This is a genomic window from Micromonospora sp. WMMD967, from assembly GCF_029626165.1.
Lineage (GTDB): Bacteria > Actinomycetota > Actinomycetes > Mycobacteriales > Micromonosporaceae > Micromonospora > Micromonospora taraxaci.
On sequence record NZ_JARUBK010000001.1, the window covers coordinates 2,747,312 to 2,765,143 of the forward strand.

The window sequence follows — 17,832 nt, forward strand, 5'->3', positions numbered from 1 at the left end:
GATGGTCCGGCCGCGTGGGGAGGGCGGAGGGGTTGCGGTGAGCACAGTGGACGCACCCTCCAGGACGCGCGCCCCGCTCTTCTTCATCAGCTATTCGCGGGCGCCCATCGGCCGGGCCACCGGCAAACCCGCCGAGTACGTCTCCCGGTTCTTCGAGGACGTCTCCGTCCACGTCAGCGAGTTGGTCGGCCCGGTGACCGGTGTGGACGCCGGCTTCCTGGACACCTCCATCGCCGGTGGCGAACGGTGGAGCCCCGAGCTGCTCCAGGCCGCGGGCACCTGCCAGGTGTTCGTCCCGCTGGTGTCCAGCGCGCTGCTCGGCAGCGAGTGGTGTGGTCGCGAGTGGGACGCGTTCTCCCGCCGACGGATCGTCCCCCGGCACAGCTCCGCCTCGCCGCACGAGACGGCGATCGTGCCGGTCACCTGGTCACCGACGAACGGCACGGCACTGCCCCGGGTGCTGCGCGACATCCAACGATTCACCCCGACCGCCATGCCGGATCCCGACATCGCGGTGCACTACCAGCGGGATGGGGTCTACGGCTTGCTGACCATGCAGTGGGAGAACGCGTACCGGGCGGTGGTCTGGCGGCTCGCACAGCGGATCGTGGCCATCCACCGGTCGTACCTGGTGGAGCCCTGGGTGCCGACGAGCGTGGACGAGCTGTGCAACAGGTTCGCCGAGGAGCCGGGATGAGCCCGCCGGCGGACCGGCGTCGCCAGGCGTCGCGAGGGACGTACTTCTTCCTCAGCTACGCGCACTCGGCGCCACCGCCGGGTGCCCGCGCCGACGCCGACGTCTGGGTCGGCAAGTTCTTCGCCGACCTGACCGCCGAGGTGCGTCGGCAGGCGCGACCGGTGGCGGGGATGCGGATCGGTTTCTTCGACCAGCAGATCCCGCTGGGGGCCGACTGGAAGGCCGCTCTCGCCGAGGCGCTCGGCGACGCCGAGGTCTTCGTGCCGCTCTACTCGCCCGGCTACTTCAGCCGACCGTGGGCGTTGGGGGAGCAGGAGTCCTTCCGGGCCCGGCTGGCCGCCGCCGGGTCGGCCCGGGTCGCCACCGGCCACCTCGTTCCGGTGCTGTGGATTCCGTTCCCCCCGTGGGAGGCCCATCCGGAGCTGGACGGCGCCCTGGACCTGGGCCGTGACGTCCCGGAGTACGCCGAGGACGGCCTGCGCGCGTTCTGCATGCTGGCCCCGTACCGGGAGCAGTACGAGCTTCTGCTGAGTCGCCTGGCCAGCCGGATCGTGCACACCGCCGAGCGGCGGCCGCTGGGCCCGTCCCGCGCGCCGGGCCTCGACGAGGTCGTGCGGCCGGGGACGACCGACCCGGACTTCGTCGTCGCCGTCCTGGCCCCGACCCGGGACCATCTGCCGTCCGACCGCGACCCCGCCGGCTATGCGGCCAGCGGCCGGCTCTGGCGGCCGTACGGGCGTCGCCAGGAGCTGCCCGCCGCCGAGTACGCGGCCAGCACCGCCGAGCGGCTCGGGCTGTCCGCCCGTACGGCCGACTTCGCGCAGGCCGCCGGGCTGCTCGGCCGCCGGCCCGCCGTCCTGCTGGTCGACCCGTGGATCGCGGCGGCGCCGGACGGGGCGGAAGTCCTCGCCCGGATGCTGCACGGTCTGCGCGAGTGGGTCGTTCCGTTGGTGGTCACTGACGACGACGACACCCAGGACGCCAGCCGGTGGGCGACCGAGGTCACCCAGCTGCTGCACGACGCCGGTCTGCCCCAGGTCAAGCGCGCGTGCACAGTGCCGGAGTTCGTCGAGTTGATGCCTGCGCTGGTCACCGAGGCCCGCCGTCAGTTCCTCAAGTACGGCCCGGTGGTCCCCTTCGAACCACCGCCGGAGCCGGTGCCCAGCCTGCGTGACGGCCTGTCCGCCACCGGCCCGGCCGCTCCCACCGACCCCGCGTCCCCGCCCGATGAACCGGCCCCATTGCGTCCCCACGGAGATAACCGATGAACAACGATCGCGAAGGCCAGGTCGTCACCTTCTACTCGTTCAAGGGTGGGACGGGCCGGACGATGGCGCTGGCCAACGTGGCCTGGATCCTGGCGGCCAGCGGCCGGCGGGTGCTGGTGGCCGACTGGGACCTGGAATCGCCCGGCCTGCACCGCTTCTTCCACCCGTTTCTCGACGCCGAGGCGATCCAGGGCACCAGCGGTGTGATCGACATGATCCGCGACTACGAGTGGGAGACCACCCGGGTCGACGACCGACCAGACCGCTGGATGGAGCAGTTCGCCCGGGTCGGTCGACACGCGTTCTCGCTGCGCTGGAACTTTCCCAACGGCGGTGGCCTCGACTTCCTCTCCGCGGGCCGGCAGAACAGCGACTACGCGGTCTCGGTGAGCGGGTTGGACTGGGACAACTTCTACAACCGGCTGGGCGGCGCGCAGTTCTTCGAGGCGTTGCGCGCGGACATGAAACGTCAGTACGACTTCACCCTGATCGACAGTCGGACGGGGTTGAGCGACGTCGCCGACATCTGCACCCTGCACCTGCCGGACACCCTGGTCGACTGCTTCACCCTCAGTGACCAGGGCATCGACGGCGCGGCGAGGGTGGCGCACTCGGTACGGGACCGGTACCGGCGGCGTGACATCCGGGTCCTGCCGGTCCCGATGCGGGTCGACCAGGCCGAGAAGGAGCGGGCCGAGGCGGGACGTCTGCTGGCCATGCGCCGGTTCGCCGGGTTGCCCGCCGGCATGACCGAGGCCGAACGGCGGCGGTACTGGGCGGCGGTCGAGGTCCCGTACCGGCCGTTCTACGCGTACGAGGAGACGCTTGCCACGTTCGGCGACCCGCCCGGCTCGCCGACGTCACTGCTGGCCGCGTTCGAGACGTTGACGGGGATCCTCACCGACGGCGCGGTGACCGCACTGCCGGTGATGGACGAGTCGGTACGGGAGCGGGGCAAGGCCCGTTTCCGCCGGCGCACCGAGGCGATCGACGACCAGATCGTGCTGCGCTGCGCGCCGGAGGACGCCATCTGGGCGGAGTGGCTGGAACGGGTGCTCAGCTCGGCCGGGCTGCGGGTGGTCGACCCGACGACCGCCGTCGGGTCCGCCGGTACGCCGGCGCCGCGCACGTTGACGGTGGTCTCACCCGCCTATGTGGCGACGCCGTCCGGTGGTCTGCCCGATCGCGACACGAGCACCGGCTCGACGGCGCTCGCGGTGTACGTCGCCGACCTGCGTCCGCTGACGGAATTCCCCTCGCAGAGTTCCACCAACCTGGTCAACGTGAGTGCGGCGACCGCCGTGGAGCGGGTGTTGCGGCTGGTCGGCAGACCGGTGCCGTCGTCGGCGGACGGGCCGGCGGGCGGCAGCGCCCGGTTCCCCGGCGCCGAGCCGCTGATCTTCAACGCGCCCAACCGGAACGCCCGGTTCACCGGCCGGGAGGACGACCTGGCCCGGTTGCGCTCGCAACTGCAGAGCGGCGGGAGCGCTGTGGTGCTGCCGGTCGCCCTGCAGGGCATGGGCGGCGTCGGCAAGACCCAGGTGGCTTTGGAATACGTGCACCGGTTCAAGGCCGCGTACGACGTGGTGTGGTGGATCGTGGCGGACCCGCCGCAGTTCGTCGACACCGCCCTCGCCGACCTCGCCAGTCGCCTCGGCATCCTGGCCGGGCCCACCCTGCCGGACACGGTCCGGTCCGTGCTGCAGGTCCTCGGCCGGGGCGAGCCGTACGAGCGGTGGCTCGTCGTGCTCGACAACGCCGAGGAACTCGACCAGATCGAGCCCTTCCTGCCGCAGGGCCCCGGGCACGTCCTGCTGACCTCCCGCAACCGCGCCTGGGGTGACCGGGCGAACCCGATCCAGGTGGACGTCTTCGACCGCACCGAGAGCGTCACGCACCTCGCCCAGCGGGTGCCCACGATCAGCGCCGAGGAGGCCGACCGGGTGGCCGAGGCGCTCGGCGACCTGCCGATCGCGGTGGCCGCGGCGGGCGCCTGGCTCGCCGACACTGGCACGTCGGTCGGCGACTACCTGCGGCAGATCGAGCGGCACGGCCCGAGCGCCCTCTCCGTCGAGGCCACCTGGGACCTGTCGCTGAACCGGCTGCACGACCAGGCGCCCGCCGCGTACCGGCTGTTGCAGCTCTGCTCGGTGCTGGCCCCCGAAATCTCGCTGGAACTCATCTACAGCGACGAGATGGCGGCGGCCCTCGTGCCGTTCGACCCGTCGGTGTCGGAGCGGCTCGTGCGCGGTGCGCTGGTCCAGCAGATCAACCGGCTGGCGCTGCTCAAACTCGACGTCCAGGGCGGCCGGGTCCAGGTGCACCGGTTGTTGCAGGCGGTGGTCCGCGACCGGATGACCGAGGACGAGATCGACGCCGCCCGGCACCAGGTGCACCTGGTGCTTGCCGCGTCCCGGCCGCGTGGTGACGTGGACGACCCGACCACCTGGGCCCGGCTACGCATGCTCTGGCCGCATCTGGAGGTGTCCGAGGCGCTGACCTGCCCGGACGAGTCGGTGTGCCAGCTGCTGATCGACCGGGTTCGCTATCTGTGGCAGCGCGGCGGTCTGGACCAGGCCGACGTGTTCAGCCAGGAGGTCGACGGCACCTGGGCGGCGCGGCTCGCCGACACGCGGGACGAGGCCGAGGCGTCGGCGTTGGGCCGGCAGTTGCTGCACCTGAGGTTCAACCGGGCGAACATCCTGCGCAGCCTGGGCCGGTTCGAGGAGGCCCGGGACCTGGACGAGGCGGTGCTGGCCGAGCAACGCCGGTTGCTGGGCGCTATGCACCCGCACAGTCTGATGACCGCCGGCAGCCTCGGCGGTGACCTGCGCGCGCTCGGCCGCTACGCCGAGGCCCTGGAACGGGACAGGTCCACCTACGCCTCCTGGCTCCAGGTGTTCGGCGAGGACCATCCCCGGACGTTGAGCGCCGCCAACAACCTTGCCGTCTCGTACCGCCTGGTCGGCGACTATCGGGCCGCCCGCCGGTGGGACGACGAGGTGCACCAGCGGCGGCGGCTGGTGCTCGGCCCCACCCACCCGTACACCCTCGTCTCCGCCGTGCGGCTGGGCAGCGACCTGCGGGAGGCCGGCGAGTACGAGAGGTCGGCGACCCTGCTGCGCACCGTCTACGAGACGTACTGCGAGGTGCTCGGGCCGGACGACGGCCAGAGTCTCGCCGCGCAGGTCAACCTGGCGGTGTCACTGCGCAGCGCGGGCCGGGGAGCGGAGGCCGCGCCGATGTTCGAGACGGCCTACCGGGAACTCGACGAACGGTTCGGCCCGGACAACCCGGACACCGTGGCGTGCCGTTCGAGTCGGGCGGCGAACCTGCTGGCCGTCGGCGACGGTGCCCGGGCGCTGACCGAGATGACAGCGGTCCGGCAGTCGTACGACGAGCAACTGCACCTCGGTGCGGAGCACCCGCACACGTTGGCGACGTTGAGCAACATCTCCGCCGCCGAGCGCTCGGTCGGGCGCAGGTCGGACGCGCTCGCGTCGGCGGCCCTCGCGGCCGGTGAACTGCGCAAGGTACTCGGCCCCGACCACCCGCACACCCTCGCGGCGGAGGTGAACCACGCCGTGTGCCTCGCCGAGGAGGGGGAGTGGGAGATGGCCCGCGACCGCCTGCGGGAGACCGCCGGTCGTCTGGCCGCGGTGATCGGCGCGGAGCACCCGGACACGCTGCGCTGCCTCGGTGATCTCGCCCTGGTGTCGAGGCGGGTCGGTGGTGAGGCGGCGGGCGAGGACGTCGGCGACGTGGCGGACCGGCTGGCGGAGGTGATCGGCCCGGAGCACCCGACCGTGCAGACCCTGCGGGAGCGGCGGTTCGTGGTCCGGGTGATCGACCCGCACACGATCTGACGGGCTGGTCGGCGGCCGGGTCGGGTTGTCGGCCCGGCCCGCCGGTCAGAGTCGAGGGCTGGTCGCCAGGTCCGGTCGGGCCAGCCAGCTCAGGGTCTGCGGAAGGATCTCCACCGCACCGAAGTGCGCGGCGCCGGGCTGCACCTGGACCTCGGCGCGGGAGATCCGCGAGGCGAGCCAGTGGGAGTGCTCCACCGGGGAGAAGCGGTCCTGCTCGCCGTGCCAGAGCCGGACCTCGGCACGGATGGCACCCAGGTCGAAACCCCAGCCGCGGCGGATGGCCAGCACGTCGTCGATCCAGCCCTCGGGGCCGTGCCGCAGCGCCTCGGAGTACATGTCGGTCAGGAGCCGGCGGATCGCGACGTCGTCGACGACCCGGATGTCCGCCTCCGGCAACTGGGGGCGGAGGAACTCCAGCAACGTCATCGGGTCCCGGCGGGCTTCTTCGGCGCGCACCTTCAGGTTGAGGGTCAGCTCGGCCAGGTCCTCGTCGGCCTGCCCGTAGTCCTCCACGTTCGATTCCGCCATGCCGGCGTACCAGTCCAGGTCGGGTGCGCCGGCCGGGGCGAGCCCCACCAGCACGGCGGCCCGGGTGACCCGGTCGGGCAGCAGCGCCGCGCAGGCCAGGGCGTGTGGGCCGCCACCTGATCGACCCACCACCGCGAACCGTTCGATGCCGAGGTCGTCGGCGATCGCCGCCACGTCGGCCGCCGCGTCGGCCACCCGCCGACCCTCGTGCCGGTCGGAGTCGCCGTAACCGGGCCGGTCGTAGCAGACGAGGTGTACGCCGAGGCGGTAGACGACGATGCCCCGTGGACGGGGGCCGCTGCGACTGCCCGGGGTGCCGTGCAGCAGGAAGACCGCGGGCCCGTCCGGGGAGCCGGAGGTCTCCACCGCGAGGTGCCGCCCGTCCGGGGTGGTGACGGTGCGCTGTGCCGCATCTTGTCGCGTCACGGTTGGCCTCCCGCGGGTCGTCATGTGCTCCCCCGTGAACGGAGCCGCGCATCGTCGGCGCCGAGTGCAAAGCCCCCGAAATCGCCCAGAACACATTCTTGTTGTGCAGCGTACTGCCCGTCGTGGATGCCCGCTATGGGCCGCCGGGTCAATGCCGGTGGGTAGGTGCCGCCGAACGGGTCGCTACCCTGGTAGCCCGAGGGGAAGGGGCACCAAGAGGGTGGCTAGGACCTACAACGTCGTGACGTACGGCTGCCAGATGAACGTGCACGATTCTGAGCGCATCTCCGGGCTGCTCGAACAGGCCGGCTACGTGCGCGCGGTGCCCACCGACGACACCCCGGACATCGTCGTCTTCAACACCTGCGCGGTGCGGGAGAACGCGGACAACCGGCTCTACGGCAACCTCGGTCGCCTACGCCCGGTGAAGGACAAGCACCCCGGGATGCAGATCGCGGTCGGCGGCTGCCTGGCCCAGAAGGACCGGGGCGACATCGTCCGCAAGGCGCCCTGGGTCGACGTGGTCTTCGGCACCCACAACATCGGCGCGCTGCCGGTGCTGCTGGAGCGGGCCCGGCACAACGCCGCCGCCGAGGTGGAGATCCTCGAATCCCTCGACGTCTTCCCCTCCACGCTGCCCACCCGCCGCGAGTCCACGTACGCCGGTTGGGTGTCGATCTCGGTGGGGTGCAACAACAACTGCACCTTCTGCATCGTGCCGGCGCTGCGCGGCAAGGAGAAGGACCGGCGGCCCGGCGACATCCTCTCCGAGGTGCGCGCCCTGGTCGACGAGGGTGTGCTGGAGGTGACGCTGCTCGGCCAGAACGTCAACTCCTACGGCGTCGAGTTCGGCGACCGGTACGCGTTCGGCAAGCTGCTGCGTGCCTGCGGCGACATCGACGGGTTGGAGCGGGTGCGATTCACCAGCCCTCACCCGAAGGACTTCACCGACGACGTGATCGCCGCGATGGCCGAGACGCCCAACGTCTGCCACTCGCTGCACATGCCGTTGCAGTCCGGCTCCGACGACGTGCTGAAGGCGATGCGCCGGTCCTACCGCTCCGAGCGCTACCTGGGGATCATCGAGAAGGTGCGGGCGGCGATGCCGGACGCGGCGATCACCACCGACATCATCGTCGGCTTCCCCGGCGAGACCGAGGCCGACTTCCAGCGCACCCTGGACGTGGTCCGCGAGGCGCGGTTCTCCTCGGCCTTCACGTTCCAATACTCGAAGCGGCCCGGCACCCCGGCCGCGACGATGGACGACCAGTTGCCCAAGCAGGTCGTGCAGGAGCGCTACGAGCGGCTGGTCGCAACCGTCGAGGAGATCACCTGGGCGGAGAACAAGCGCCTGGTGGGCGAGACCGTCGAGGTGCTGGTCGCCGTCGGCGAGGGCCGCAAGGACGAGCGCACCGGCCGGATGTCCGGTCGGGCCCGCGACGGGCGGCTGGTGCACTTCGCGACCGAGGGCCCCGGCGGGGAGTCGCTCGCCGGCCAGATCCGCCCGGGCGACATCGTGCACACCACCGTCACGTACGCGGCACCGCACCATCTCAATGCCGACGGGGCGCTGGTGGCACACCGGCGTACCCGGGCCGGCGACGCGGCCGAGGCGGGGCGCTCTCCGCGTACCCCCGGTGTGTTGCTCGGTCTGCCGACGGTCGGCGCGCCGCCGGTCGCGCCCGCGCCCACCGCGGGCTGCGCCGCGCACTGACCGCACGGAAGGGCCCCTCGTCGAGGGACCCTTCCCCGGTCAGACGGTGATCTTGCCGGCGCCCGCGCCCGCCGTCACGATGGACTTGACGGTGCTCGCGGTGTCCAACTGGTACGAGTACGGGATGCTCGCCACGCTGCCGCCGGCCTGGCCGGTGGGCGAGTTGACGAAGTGGTTGTTGCGGGCGACCAGGCCGCCGGGCCCGGAGTCGCCCTCACCACGGTGGTACGGGTCGTCGACGTTCTCGAAGTAGTTGCCCTCGACCAGCACGCCGGCGTTCTCCGTTGACGCGACGCCGTAGCCGCCGTTGGCCCGGTAGTAGTTGTTGTAGACGTGCACCGGGTTGCCGAAGCGCACCCGGGGGTTGCGCTGGTTGCTGCCGTCGAAGTAGTTGTGGTGGTAGCTCACCCGCAGGTGACCGACGTCCTGACCGGCGTTGTCGTCGCTGTGGCCGAGCAGCATGGTCTTGTCGTGGCTGAAGACCCGGTTCCACGAGACGGTGACGAAGTCCGAGCCGCGCTTGATGTCGACAGCGCCGTCGTACCCGTTGCTGAAGGTGTTGTGGTCGATCCAGATGTTGGTGGCCGACTCCTGCACGTTGATCGCGTCGTCGTCCCAGTTGCGGAACGTCAGGTTGCGGATGATCACGTTGCGGTCGCCGTTGATGTTGAGACCGCAGCCGACGATCGTCGCACCGTAGTTGCCGATGATGGTCTTGTTGGACCGGACCCGCAGCATGCCCGAGCAGGTGATGGTCCCGGTCACCCGGATCACCGCGGCGCCGGTCGCGTTCAGTGCGCTGGTCAGGCCCGAGGCGTTGCTGACGGTGGTGGTGCCGGCGTTGCCGCCGCCGGTGGTGCCGCCGTTCTGGGTGGCCCAGCCGACCAGGTTCGACGGCTGCTGGCCGGGCGGGGGAGTGCTCGACGGTGGCGGGTTGCTCGGCGGTGGGGTGCTGGTCGGCGGGGTGGTCGGCGTGGTGCTGCCGGTGCAGGCGACGTTGTTCAGGGTGAAGCTGGTCGGAGCCGGGTTGCTGGAGTTGTTCCAGCTCGCGTTGAAGCCGAACGAGGCGGTGCCGTTGGTCGCCAGGTTGCCGTTGTAGTCGACGTTCGTCGCGGAGACCTGGCTGCCGCTCTGTGCGACGGTGGCGCCCCACGCCTGGCTGGTCTGCTGACCGGCCCCGTACGACCAGCGCAGCGTCCACCCGGAGACCGGGTCGCCGAGGTTGGTGACTGTGACGTTGCCGGTGAACCCGCCCGGCCACTGGCTGGCGACCGAGTAGGCCACCTGGCATCCGGCGGCGGCCTGCGCGGACACGGAGGTCAGCAGACCGGCGGTGACCAGGGTCGCGGTGGCTGCGGCGGTGGTGGCGATCAGCGTCGTTCGACGCCGTCCTGTGCGCATGCTGCTCCCTTTCGATGAGGCGGACGGACCGTCGCGTCGCCCATGCCCGTGGACGGCGAGGTCGGCCGGGACCGGTGGTCCTCGGGCCCGCCAGTGCAGGTTCGTGAAGGAAAGCGGCTCCCGCGCTTACGCCCGCCGACAGTGTGAGGCAAGCGCTTTCCCGATGAAAGCATAGAAGGGCATCCATGTAAATGGCCGGGACGGCCGATGCGTCGCGCACCGGCCGTCCCGACAGCTCAGCAGCGTGCGCCGCCCAGTTCCCTACTCAGCAGCTCGCGCCGCCGAGCTTCACGGTGCCCGGTGCGCTGGCGGTGCCGTTGGCGGTGAAGCCGACGGTGACCGACCCGCCCGCCGGCAGGGACGGGGCGTGACTCGGAGCGGTGGCGGTGACCGTCGTGCCGGACTGCGTGACTGTGGCGTTCCAACCACTGCCCAGCGTCACCCCGGACGGCCACGTCCAGGTGACCGACCACGGGTTCACGGCGGCCGAGCCGGTGTTCTTCACCGTCAGCTCACCCTGGAAGCCACCCTGCCAGGCGTTGACCTGCCGGTAGGTGGCCGTGCAGGCGCCGGGCGGCGGGTCCGTCGGCCCACCCGTCGTCGGTGGGGTGGTGCCGCCGCCGGTCGGCGGGATCAGGTACGGCTGGAGGATCGCCTGCTTGGTGGTGTTGACGTTCGTCCAGTCGTCCAGCGCGATGCCGCCGGTGTCACCCGAGTTGGGGTTCCACGACCAGTAGGTGAAGGACATGCCCGTCACGCCGGTGCCGGTGTACGCCATCAGCCTCTCCAACCACACCCGGTCCTTCGGGTCGGCCAGGGTGCTGCCGAACTCACCCATCATGATCGGGGCGATGTTCTGCTTGTACAGGTAACCCCAGTACTTGTCCCAGATCGCCGGCATGTTCGCCGGGTAGTCCGGAGCGTCGAACCAGGTCTGCCGGTACACCGACGTGGCGTACTCGTGCGGCGAGTAGACCAGCCGGTTCGGCACGCTCAGCCGTACCGGGAACTGACCGGCCTTCGACAGGTTGCCACCCCACCAACCGCAGTCCTCGTCGTTGCTGGGATCGTTGTCCCACACGTTGGAGAGGCCACCACTGGGGCAGCTCACCCCCTCCACGAAGATCAACCAGTTGGGCTGGACACCGAGGATGGCGTTGCCGGCCCGCTCGGCGGCCAGCCGCCAGTCCCGGGCGGTGTCACCACACCCCCAACACGCGCCGGTCGCCGCCGGGTTGGTGCCCTCGGCGTGCGGCTCGTTGTGCAGGTCCGCGCCGATCACCGTGGGGTTGCCCGCGTACCGCTGGGCCAGCATCTTCCAGTCGTTGATCCAGGTCGCCTCGGAGACCGTCGACGTGTACCACAACGGCGACTGCCCGGCCGACGTCGGCCGGTGCCGGTCCAGGATGATCCGCATCCCCTTGCTGCCGGCGTAGTCGATCACCTTGTCCAGGATCTGCAACGGCGACAGCCCCACCAGGTCCGGGTTGACGAAGTCGTTGATCCCGGTGGCCGCCGCGCCCGGCTTCAGCGCGTCGTTCGAGTACGGCACCCGCAACGTGTTGTAACCCAACCGCGCCATCGTGTCGAGCTGCCCCCGCCACGGGTTGTTCGACCACAGCCCGTGGAAGGTCTTGTTGTCGGTCTCCATGCCGAACCAGTTGATACCGGTCAACCGGACAGTGGCACCGGTGCTGTCCACGATCTGGTTGCCGTTGGTGTGCAGGTAACCCGTACCGGTGCCGGCGGCCACGGCCGGACTGCTGCTGACGGCGGCGGCGAGGAACACGCCGGCCGCGACGGTGGCGAGCGCGGTGACCGCGCCGCCGAAAGCTTTAGGACGGAACATTCGAGCTCCACTTCGGAGGCCAGGTGGCCGTCCGCACGTCACGCTCCCCAAGGGGTACGCGGACAGTGCGCGACGGCCCATGTCACGCGGACGTGTCACTCGCGGAAGCTCACCGGCGACCCACGACGGCGGTTGTTCCGCCTTCGTCGCCCTCGTCCCGGTGGCCCTACCTGACTCCGTGGCTCATTCTGATCACCCCACGTCAATGCGTCAACCAGCCCCGCCAGCCCCAAGCCGACCTCGGGGACGCGCCGTCGCTGGGTGCGGCGGGGCGAGCGCCGGGGTGCCGGTGCGCCTGGATACGTGGGAGCCCCCGGTCCCCGTGAGGGGGCCGGGGGCTCCGGGAGACGTCAGCTCAGCCGGCCTGCTCGGCGAGCTGGAGGAACTGCCGCTTGGAGGCGAGCGCCTGCTCGGCTTCCTTGATCCGGCGTGCGTCCCCGGCGCTCTGCGCCCGGGCCAGCCGGTCCTCGGCTTCCGCCACCTGTGCCCGCATCTGGGCGAGCAGCGGGTTGTCCTCCTTGGTGGTGCGGCGCCACGCCGAGTCCATCACGTCGCGGACCTTGTCGTCGATGGCGCGCAGCCGGCGCTCCAGCCCGGCCGCCGCCTCGCGGGGGACCCGGCCGGCCTCGTGCCACTGCGCCTGGATCTCGCGCAGCTTGGCCTGGGCGCCCTTCGGGTCGGCGTCGATGTCCAGCGCCTCGGCTTCGGCGAGCAGGGCCTGCTTGCGCTCCAGATTGCCGCGCTGCTCGTTGTCCCGGGCGGAGAAGACCTCACTGCGTCGGCTGAAGAAGGCGTCCTGCGCACCCCGGAATCGTTCCCACAGCTTCTGCTCGGCCTCCTTGGAGGCGCGCGGCGCGGCCTTCCACTGGGTCATCAGGTCCTTGAGCTGGTTGGCGGTGGCGGCCCAGTCGGTGGACTCCTGGAGCTTCTCCGCCTGGGCGACCAGCTCCTCCTTGGCGGTCTGCGCCTGCTTGCGCTGCGAGTCCAGGGAGGCGAAGTGGGCACCACGACGTCGGGTGAAGCCGTCCCGGGCGGCGGCGAACCGCTTCCACAGCTCACCGTCGGCCTTCTTGTCGACCCCGCGGATGGTCTTCCACTCGTCGAGGATCTCCTTGAGCCGGTCGCCGGCGGTCTTCCAACCGGTGGATTCGGCGGCGAGCTTTTCGGCCTCCTCGACCAGCGCGGTCTTGCGGGCCAGGGCTTCGCCGCGAGCGGCGTCCCGGGCGGCGCGCGCCTCGCCGGCCTTCTCCTCGGCGAGGGTCGCCAGCTTGTCCAGACGAGCGGTCAGGGCGTCGATGTCGCCGACCACGTTGGCCTCGGGCAGCGTGGTGCGGATCCGCCGGATCGTGCTCAACGAGTGCCCGGCATCCGCCGCACCCGACTTGAGCCGTGCTTCGGTCAGGTCCACCTCGGTGACCAGATCGGCGAAGCGGCGCGCGAAGTGTGCCAGCCCTTCCTCCGGCGCACCCGCCTGCCAGGATCCGACCACCCGCTCGCCCTCGGTGGTCTTGACGTACACGGTGCCGTCCGCGTCCACCCGTCCGAAGGCAGTCCAGTCGCTCATGTGCCCATCCTCGTTCTCCCGGCGTCGAGGGAACGAACCCCCGTCGCCGCCACGGCGCAGCCAAGTTACTTCCGGCATTGTCACAGGTCTCACCCGGTCCGCGTCGAGCGCCTATCGCCGACCGTGACCATACGGTGTCCTAGGGGCCGAATGACCGGATCGGCGCGGAGACGCACCGGGGATTCCCGCTACGGTGAACGGGTGCCACTGGTCGCCGCCGCCGTCTGCCCGCATCCGCCCCTGCTCGTGCCGGAGGTGGCGGGCTCCGCGGCCCCGGAGTTGGACGACCTTCGGGCGGCCTGCGACACCGCCGTGCGCCGATTGCTGGCCGTCGGTCCGGACAGCGTGGTGCTGCTCGGGACCGGCCCGGCGACCGGGCTGATCCGGACTCCGGCCACGGGCTCTCTACAGCCCTGGGGTGTCGACCTGGACGTGCCGCTGGTTCCCGGGCAGCCCGACCGGGGTGCGGTTCTGCCGTTGAGCCTGACCATCGGCGCGTGGCTGCTGACCCGTCACGAGACGCCGCCGGCCAGCACGGTGCCGACCAGCACGCCGCCGGTCGGCACACCGTCGGCCAGCGCCACCTCGAGCAGCACACCACCGGTCGGCGCAACGCCGGCTGGCGCGACCTCGGGCGGCGCAACGCCGACCAGCCCGACCTCGGCCGGCGTGCCGGCGGTCACCGCCATGCAGGTGGCCGCCGACGCGGGCCCGGCCGAGCTGGCGGTGCTCGCCGACGAGGTCGCCGCCACTGGTGACCGGGTGGCGTTGCTGGTCCTCGGGGACGGGTCGGCGTGCCGGGGAGTGAAGTCACCCGGGTACGACGACCCGCGCGCCCTCCCGTACGACCAGAGGGTTGCGGCGGCGCTGGCCGACGCGGACCTGGACGTCCTGCTCGACCTGGACCCGGTGGTGTCGGCGGAGCTGAAGGCCGCTGGTCGTGCGCCCTGGCAGGTGCTGGCCGGCGCGGCCCGGAGGGCTGGCGGCGGGTGGCGCGGAGAGTTGTTGCACCATGCGGCCCCCTACGGTGTCGCCTACTTCGTGGCGTCCTGGGAGCGGGTGTGACGGGCGGTACGGTCGTTGCGGTGGTCGGCCCGACCGCGGCGGGTAAGTCGGCGCTGAGCATCGCGTTGGCGCACGCCCTGGGCGGGGAGGTGGTGAACGCCGACTCGATGCAGCTCTACCGGGGCATGGACATCGGCACCGCCAAGCTGACAGTCGCCGAGCGCGACGGGGTGCCGCACCACCTGCTGGACATCTGGGAGGTCACCGAGCCGGCGAGCGTCGCGGAATACCAGCGGCTGGCCCGGGCGGCGGTGGACGACATCCTGTCCCGGGGGCGGGTGCCGCTGCTGGTCGGCGGGTCGGGGCTGTACGTGCGGGCGGTGTTGGAGCGCTTCGAGTTCCCGGGCACCGACGCGGCGCTGCGGGAGCGACTGGAACGCGAGTTGGCCGAGGTCGGCCCGGCCCCGCTGTACGCGCGGCTGCGTGCCGCCGACCCGGTCGCCGCCGACAGCATCCTGCCGGCCAACGGCCGGCGGATCGTCCGGGCCCTGGAGGTGATCGAGCTCACCGGAGCGCCGTTCACGGCCTCGCTGCCGCAGCCCACGCCGTACTACCCGTCGGTGCAGCTCGGCGTCGACCTGGACACCGGCGTGCTGGACGAGCGGATCGCGCTGCGGGTCGACCGGATGTGGGCCGACGGCCTGGTGGCCGAGACCCGCGAGTTGGTCGGCCGCGGGTTGCCCGAGGGGCGGACGGCGAGTCGGGCGCTCGGCTACCAGCAGGTGTTGCGGATGCTCGCCGGTGAGCTGACCGAGGCGCAGGCGCACGACGAGACGGTCCGGGCGACCCGCCGCTTCGTCCGCCGGCAGCGGTCCTGGTTCCGGCGGGACTCCCGGATCCACTGGCTGGACTCGGCGGAACCGGACGTGATCGGGGCCGCCCTGCGTCTGGTGCCGGCCGAGACGCGATAATGGGGGCGTGGAGTTCACCAAGGGCCACGGCACCGGCAACGACTTCGTCATCCTCCCCGACGCGGACGGTCAGCTCGACCTGACCCCGGAGCTGGTCGCGGCGCTCTGCGACCGGCGGAGGGGCATCGGCGCGGACGGCGTGCTGCGGGTGGTCCGCGCGGCCAAGCACCCGGACGGCGCGGGGTTGGCCGGCGAGGCCGAGTGGTTCATGGACTACTGGAACGCCGACGGTTCGTTCGCCGAGATGTGCGGCAACGGCGCCCGGGTCTTCGTGCGCTACCTGCTCGACACCGGCTTGGCGACGCCCGCCGGCGCGGCGTTGCCGGTGGCGACCCGGGCCGGCGTCGTGCGCGCGCTGGTCGAGGGTGACGCCGTGTCCGTCGAGATGCGCCGCCCCCGGGTGTACGACGAGTCGGCCGCCACCCTCGGCGAACTGACACTGACCGGCACGGCGGTGGACATCGGCAACCCGCACCTGGTCTGCGTCCTGCCCGCCGGTGTGGAGTTGTCCGAGCTGGATCTGACGAAGGCTCCCGGGTACGACCCGGAGGTCTTCCCGAGCGGGGTGAACGTCGAGTTCATCGTGGCGGGCGACCCGGTCGACGCCACCGACGGGCACACAGTGATGCGGGTGTACGAGCGCGGCAGCGCCGAAACCCTGTCCTGTGGCACCGGCGCCTGCGCGGTGGGTGCGGTGGCCCTGCGCGACCTCGGCCGGGACACCGGAGTGGTAGCGGTCGACGTGCCTGGTGGTCGCCTGACGGTCACCGTGACGGCGGATTCCTGCTGGCTGTCCGGCCCGGCCGTCCTGGTGACGACCGGCGAGATCGACCCGGCCGCCCTGCTCCGCTGACGTGGGCCCGCCGCCCCACCAGTGTTGATCAAGAGGTTCGCGTCAGGTTCCGCTATCTTCCTGACGCGAACCTCTTGATCGACGAGGGCTTGGCGCGTTACGGGGTTGCGCTGGCGGTGGCGGCGATCTCCGGGAGGTCTGCCGGGCCGGGGTCGGCGGCCGGCCGCGGGCTCGGGTTGTGCGCGGCGGCGCGGACGGCGGCGGCGACGGCCGGTGCGACCCGGGAGTCGAAGACGCTCGGCACGATCACCGTCGGGTTGATCTTGTCTTCGCCCACCACGTCGGCGATGGCCTGGGCGGCCGCGATCGCCATCTCCTCGGTGAACTCCTCGGCGTGCGCGTCCAGCATGCCGCGGAACACCCCGGGGAAGGCGAGCACGTTGTTGATCTGGTTCGGCTGGTCCGAACGGCCGGTGGCGACCACCGCGGCGTACTTGCGCGCCTCCCGCGGGTCGACCTCCGGGTCGGGGTTGGCGAGGGCGAAGACGATCGCGTCCTTCGCCATCTGGGCGATGTCGTCCCCGGTGAGCAGGTTCGGCGCGCTCACGCCGATGAACACGTCGGCACCCCGGATCGCACCGGGCAGGTCACCCGAGTAGTTCTCCTTGTTGGTGTTCTCCGCCAGCCACTGCCACGCCGAGTTGAGCCCGGTCAGCCCGCGGTGCAGGGCGCCCTGCCGGTCGTACGCGATGATGTCGCCGACGCCCTGACGCAGCAGCAGCTTCATGATCGCGGTGCCGGCGGCGCCGGCGCCGGAGACGACCACCCGCACGTCCTTGAGTTCCTTGCCCACGACCCGCAGCGCGTTGGTCAGCGCGGCCAGCACGCAGATCGCGGTGCCGTGCTGGTCGTCGTGGAAGACCGGGATGTCCAGCGCCTCGCGCAGCCGGGCCTCGATCTCGAAGCAGCGCGGCGCGGCGATGTCCTCCAGGTTGATCCCGCCGTACGCGGGCGCGATCGCCTTGACGATCTGCACGATCTCGTCGGTGTCCTGGGTGTCCAACACCACGGGCCAGGCGTCCACCCCGCCGAAGCGCTTGAACAGCGCCGCCTTGCCCTCCATCACCGGCAGCGACGCGGCCGGGCCCAGGTTGCCCAGGCCCAGCACCGCGGAACCGTCACTGACCACCGCGACGGTGTTCCGCTTGATGGTCAGCCGCCGGGCGTCCGCCGGGTTCTCGGCGATCGCCATGCAGACCCGGGCAACCCCCGGGGTGTACGCCCGGGACAGCTCGTCGCGGTTGCGCAGCGCGACCTTCGACGTCACCTCGATCTTGCCGCCGAGGTGCAGGAGGAACGTCCGGTCCGACACCTTGCGCACGTCCACGCCGTCCAGCGCGGTCAGCGCCTCGACGACCTGGTCGGCGTGACCGGCGTCGGCGGTGTCGCAGGTCAGGTCGACGATCACGTTGGTGGGGTCGGAGTCCACCACGTCCAGCGCCGTGACGATCGCCCCGGCCTCGCCGACGGAGGTGGTGAGCCGGCCGATCGAGGAGGCGTCCGCGGTTACCGCGATCCGGATGGTGATCGAAAATCCGGCGCTGGGCAGTCGGGTGATGGCCACGGGATCCCTCCGTAACGGCTGTGCGGCCGTTCGGCCGCCGCCCGCATTTCTACCGGGTTGTCGACCCCGACCAGCATTCGGCCCCACTTTTGGCGACCTTCACCATGGGCATATAGCAGGTGCGTT

At 71.5% G+C, this 17,832-nt stretch carries 12 protein-coding genes; 7 read left to right on the top strand and 5 right to left on the bottom strand.

Features of this window, described 5'->3' with window-relative positions:
- The first annotated feature begins 37 nt into the window (after positions 1-37).
- Genes O7631_RS12890 through fxsT form a run of 3 tightly spaced genes read left to right on the top strand, consistent with a single transcriptional unit; the run spans position 38 to position 5,831 of the window.
- Positions 38-697 carry a TIR-like protein FxsC gene (locus O7631_RS12890; protein WP_269680515.1) on the top strand — a complete coding sequence of 220 codons (660 nt, stop codon included), beginning with the start codon at positions 38-40 and terminating at the stop codon, positions 695-697.
- A complete protein-coding gene (locus tag O7631_RS12895) occupies positions 694-1,965 on the top strand; it encodes a TIR-like protein FxsC (RefSeq protein ID WP_278144435.1) in 1,272 nt (423 codons plus the stop codon). The genes O7631_RS12890 and O7631_RS12895 overlap by 4 nt, the downstream gene beginning before the upstream one ends.
- A complete protein-coding gene (fxsT, locus tag O7631_RS12900; RefSeq protein ID WP_278144437.1) occupies positions 1,962-5,831 on the top strand; it encodes an FxSxx-COOH system tetratricopeptide repeat protein in 3,870 nt (1,289 codons plus the stop codon). Before O7631_RS12895 ends, fxsT begins: the two co-directional genes overlap by 4 nt.
- A 45-nt stretch (positions 5,832-5,876) precedes the next feature.
- Here fxsT and O7631_RS12905 read toward each other — a convergent pair whose 3' ends face one another.
- Positions 5,877-6,785 (bottom strand): alpha/beta hydrolase, encoded by a 909-nt coding sequence (locus O7631_RS12905; protein WP_269680512.1) that lies wholly within the window; start codon positions 6,783-6,785, stop codon positions 5,877-5,879.
- 220 nt (positions 6,786-7,005) lie between these two features.
- Between O7631_RS12905 and miaB the strand changes: the two genes are divergently transcribed.
- Positions 7,006-8,499: a tRNA (N6-isopentenyl adenosine(37)-C2)-methylthiotransferase MiaB gene (miaB, locus tag O7631_RS12910; RefSeq protein ID WP_278144438.1), complete on the top strand. Its 1,494-nt coding sequence runs from the start codon at positions 7,006-7,008 to the stop codon at positions 8,497-8,499.
- Positions 8,500-8,538: 39 nt separating this feature from the next.
- Here miaB and O7631_RS12915 read toward each other — a convergent pair whose 3' ends face one another.
- The 3 genes from O7631_RS12915 to O7631_RS12925 all read right to left on the bottom strand — a co-directional run bounded on the left by O7631_RS12915 (position 8,539) and on the right by O7631_RS12925 (position 13,313).
- The gene (locus O7631_RS12915; protein ID WP_278144439.1) at positions 8,539-9,900 is read right to left on the bottom strand and encodes a cellulose binding domain-containing protein; all 1,362 of its coding nucleotides are present in this window, start codon (positions 9,898-9,900) and stop codon (positions 8,539-8,541) included.
- Positions 9,901-10,165: 265 nt separating this feature from the next.
- Positions 10,166-11,749, bottom strand: a complete 1,584-nt coding sequence (locus O7631_RS12920; protein WP_278144440.1) for a cellulase family glycosylhydrolase — start codon at positions 11,747-11,749, stop codon at positions 10,166-10,168.
- 355 nt (positions 11,750-12,104) lie between these two features.
- Complete coding sequence (locus O7631_RS12925) at positions 12,105-13,313, bottom strand: DUF349 domain-containing protein (RefSeq protein ID WP_269680508.1); 1,209 nt, start codon at positions 13,311-13,313, stop codon at positions 12,105-12,107.
- 150 nt (positions 13,314-13,463) lie between these two features.
- Here O7631_RS12925 and O7631_RS12930 point away from each other — a divergent pair, with 150 nt between their 5' ends.
- The 3 genes from O7631_RS12930 to dapF are packed head-to-tail and all read left to right on the top strand — an operon-like array spanning position 13,464 to position 16,142.
- Positions 13,464-14,378 (top strand): hypothetical protein, encoded by a 915-nt coding sequence (locus tag O7631_RS12930; RefSeq protein ID WP_278144441.1) that lies wholly within the window; start codon positions 13,464-13,466, stop codon positions 14,376-14,378.
- Positions 14,375-15,289 (top strand): tRNA (adenosine(37)-N6)-dimethylallyltransferase MiaA, encoded by a 915-nt coding sequence (miaA, locus tag O7631_RS12935; RefSeq protein ID WP_278144442.1) that lies wholly within the window; start codon positions 14,375-14,377, stop codon positions 15,287-15,289. Before O7631_RS12930 ends, miaA begins: the two co-directional genes overlap by 4 nt.
- 7 nt (positions 15,290-15,296) lie before the next feature.
- On the top strand, positions 15,297-16,142 hold the full coding sequence (dapF, locus tag O7631_RS12940; RefSeq protein WP_278144443.1) for a diaminopimelate epimerase: 846 nt from the start codon (positions 15,297-15,299) through the stop codon (positions 16,140-16,142).
- Positions 16,143-16,239: 97 nt separating this feature from the next.
- Here dapF and O7631_RS12945 read toward each other — a convergent pair whose 3' ends face one another.
- The gene (locus O7631_RS12945; RefSeq protein ID WP_278144444.1) at positions 16,240-17,706 is read right to left on the bottom strand and encodes an NAD-dependent malic enzyme; all 1,467 of its coding nucleotides are present in this window, start codon (positions 17,704-17,706) and stop codon (positions 16,240-16,242) included.
- Positions 17,707-17,832: the final 126 nt, after the last annotated feature.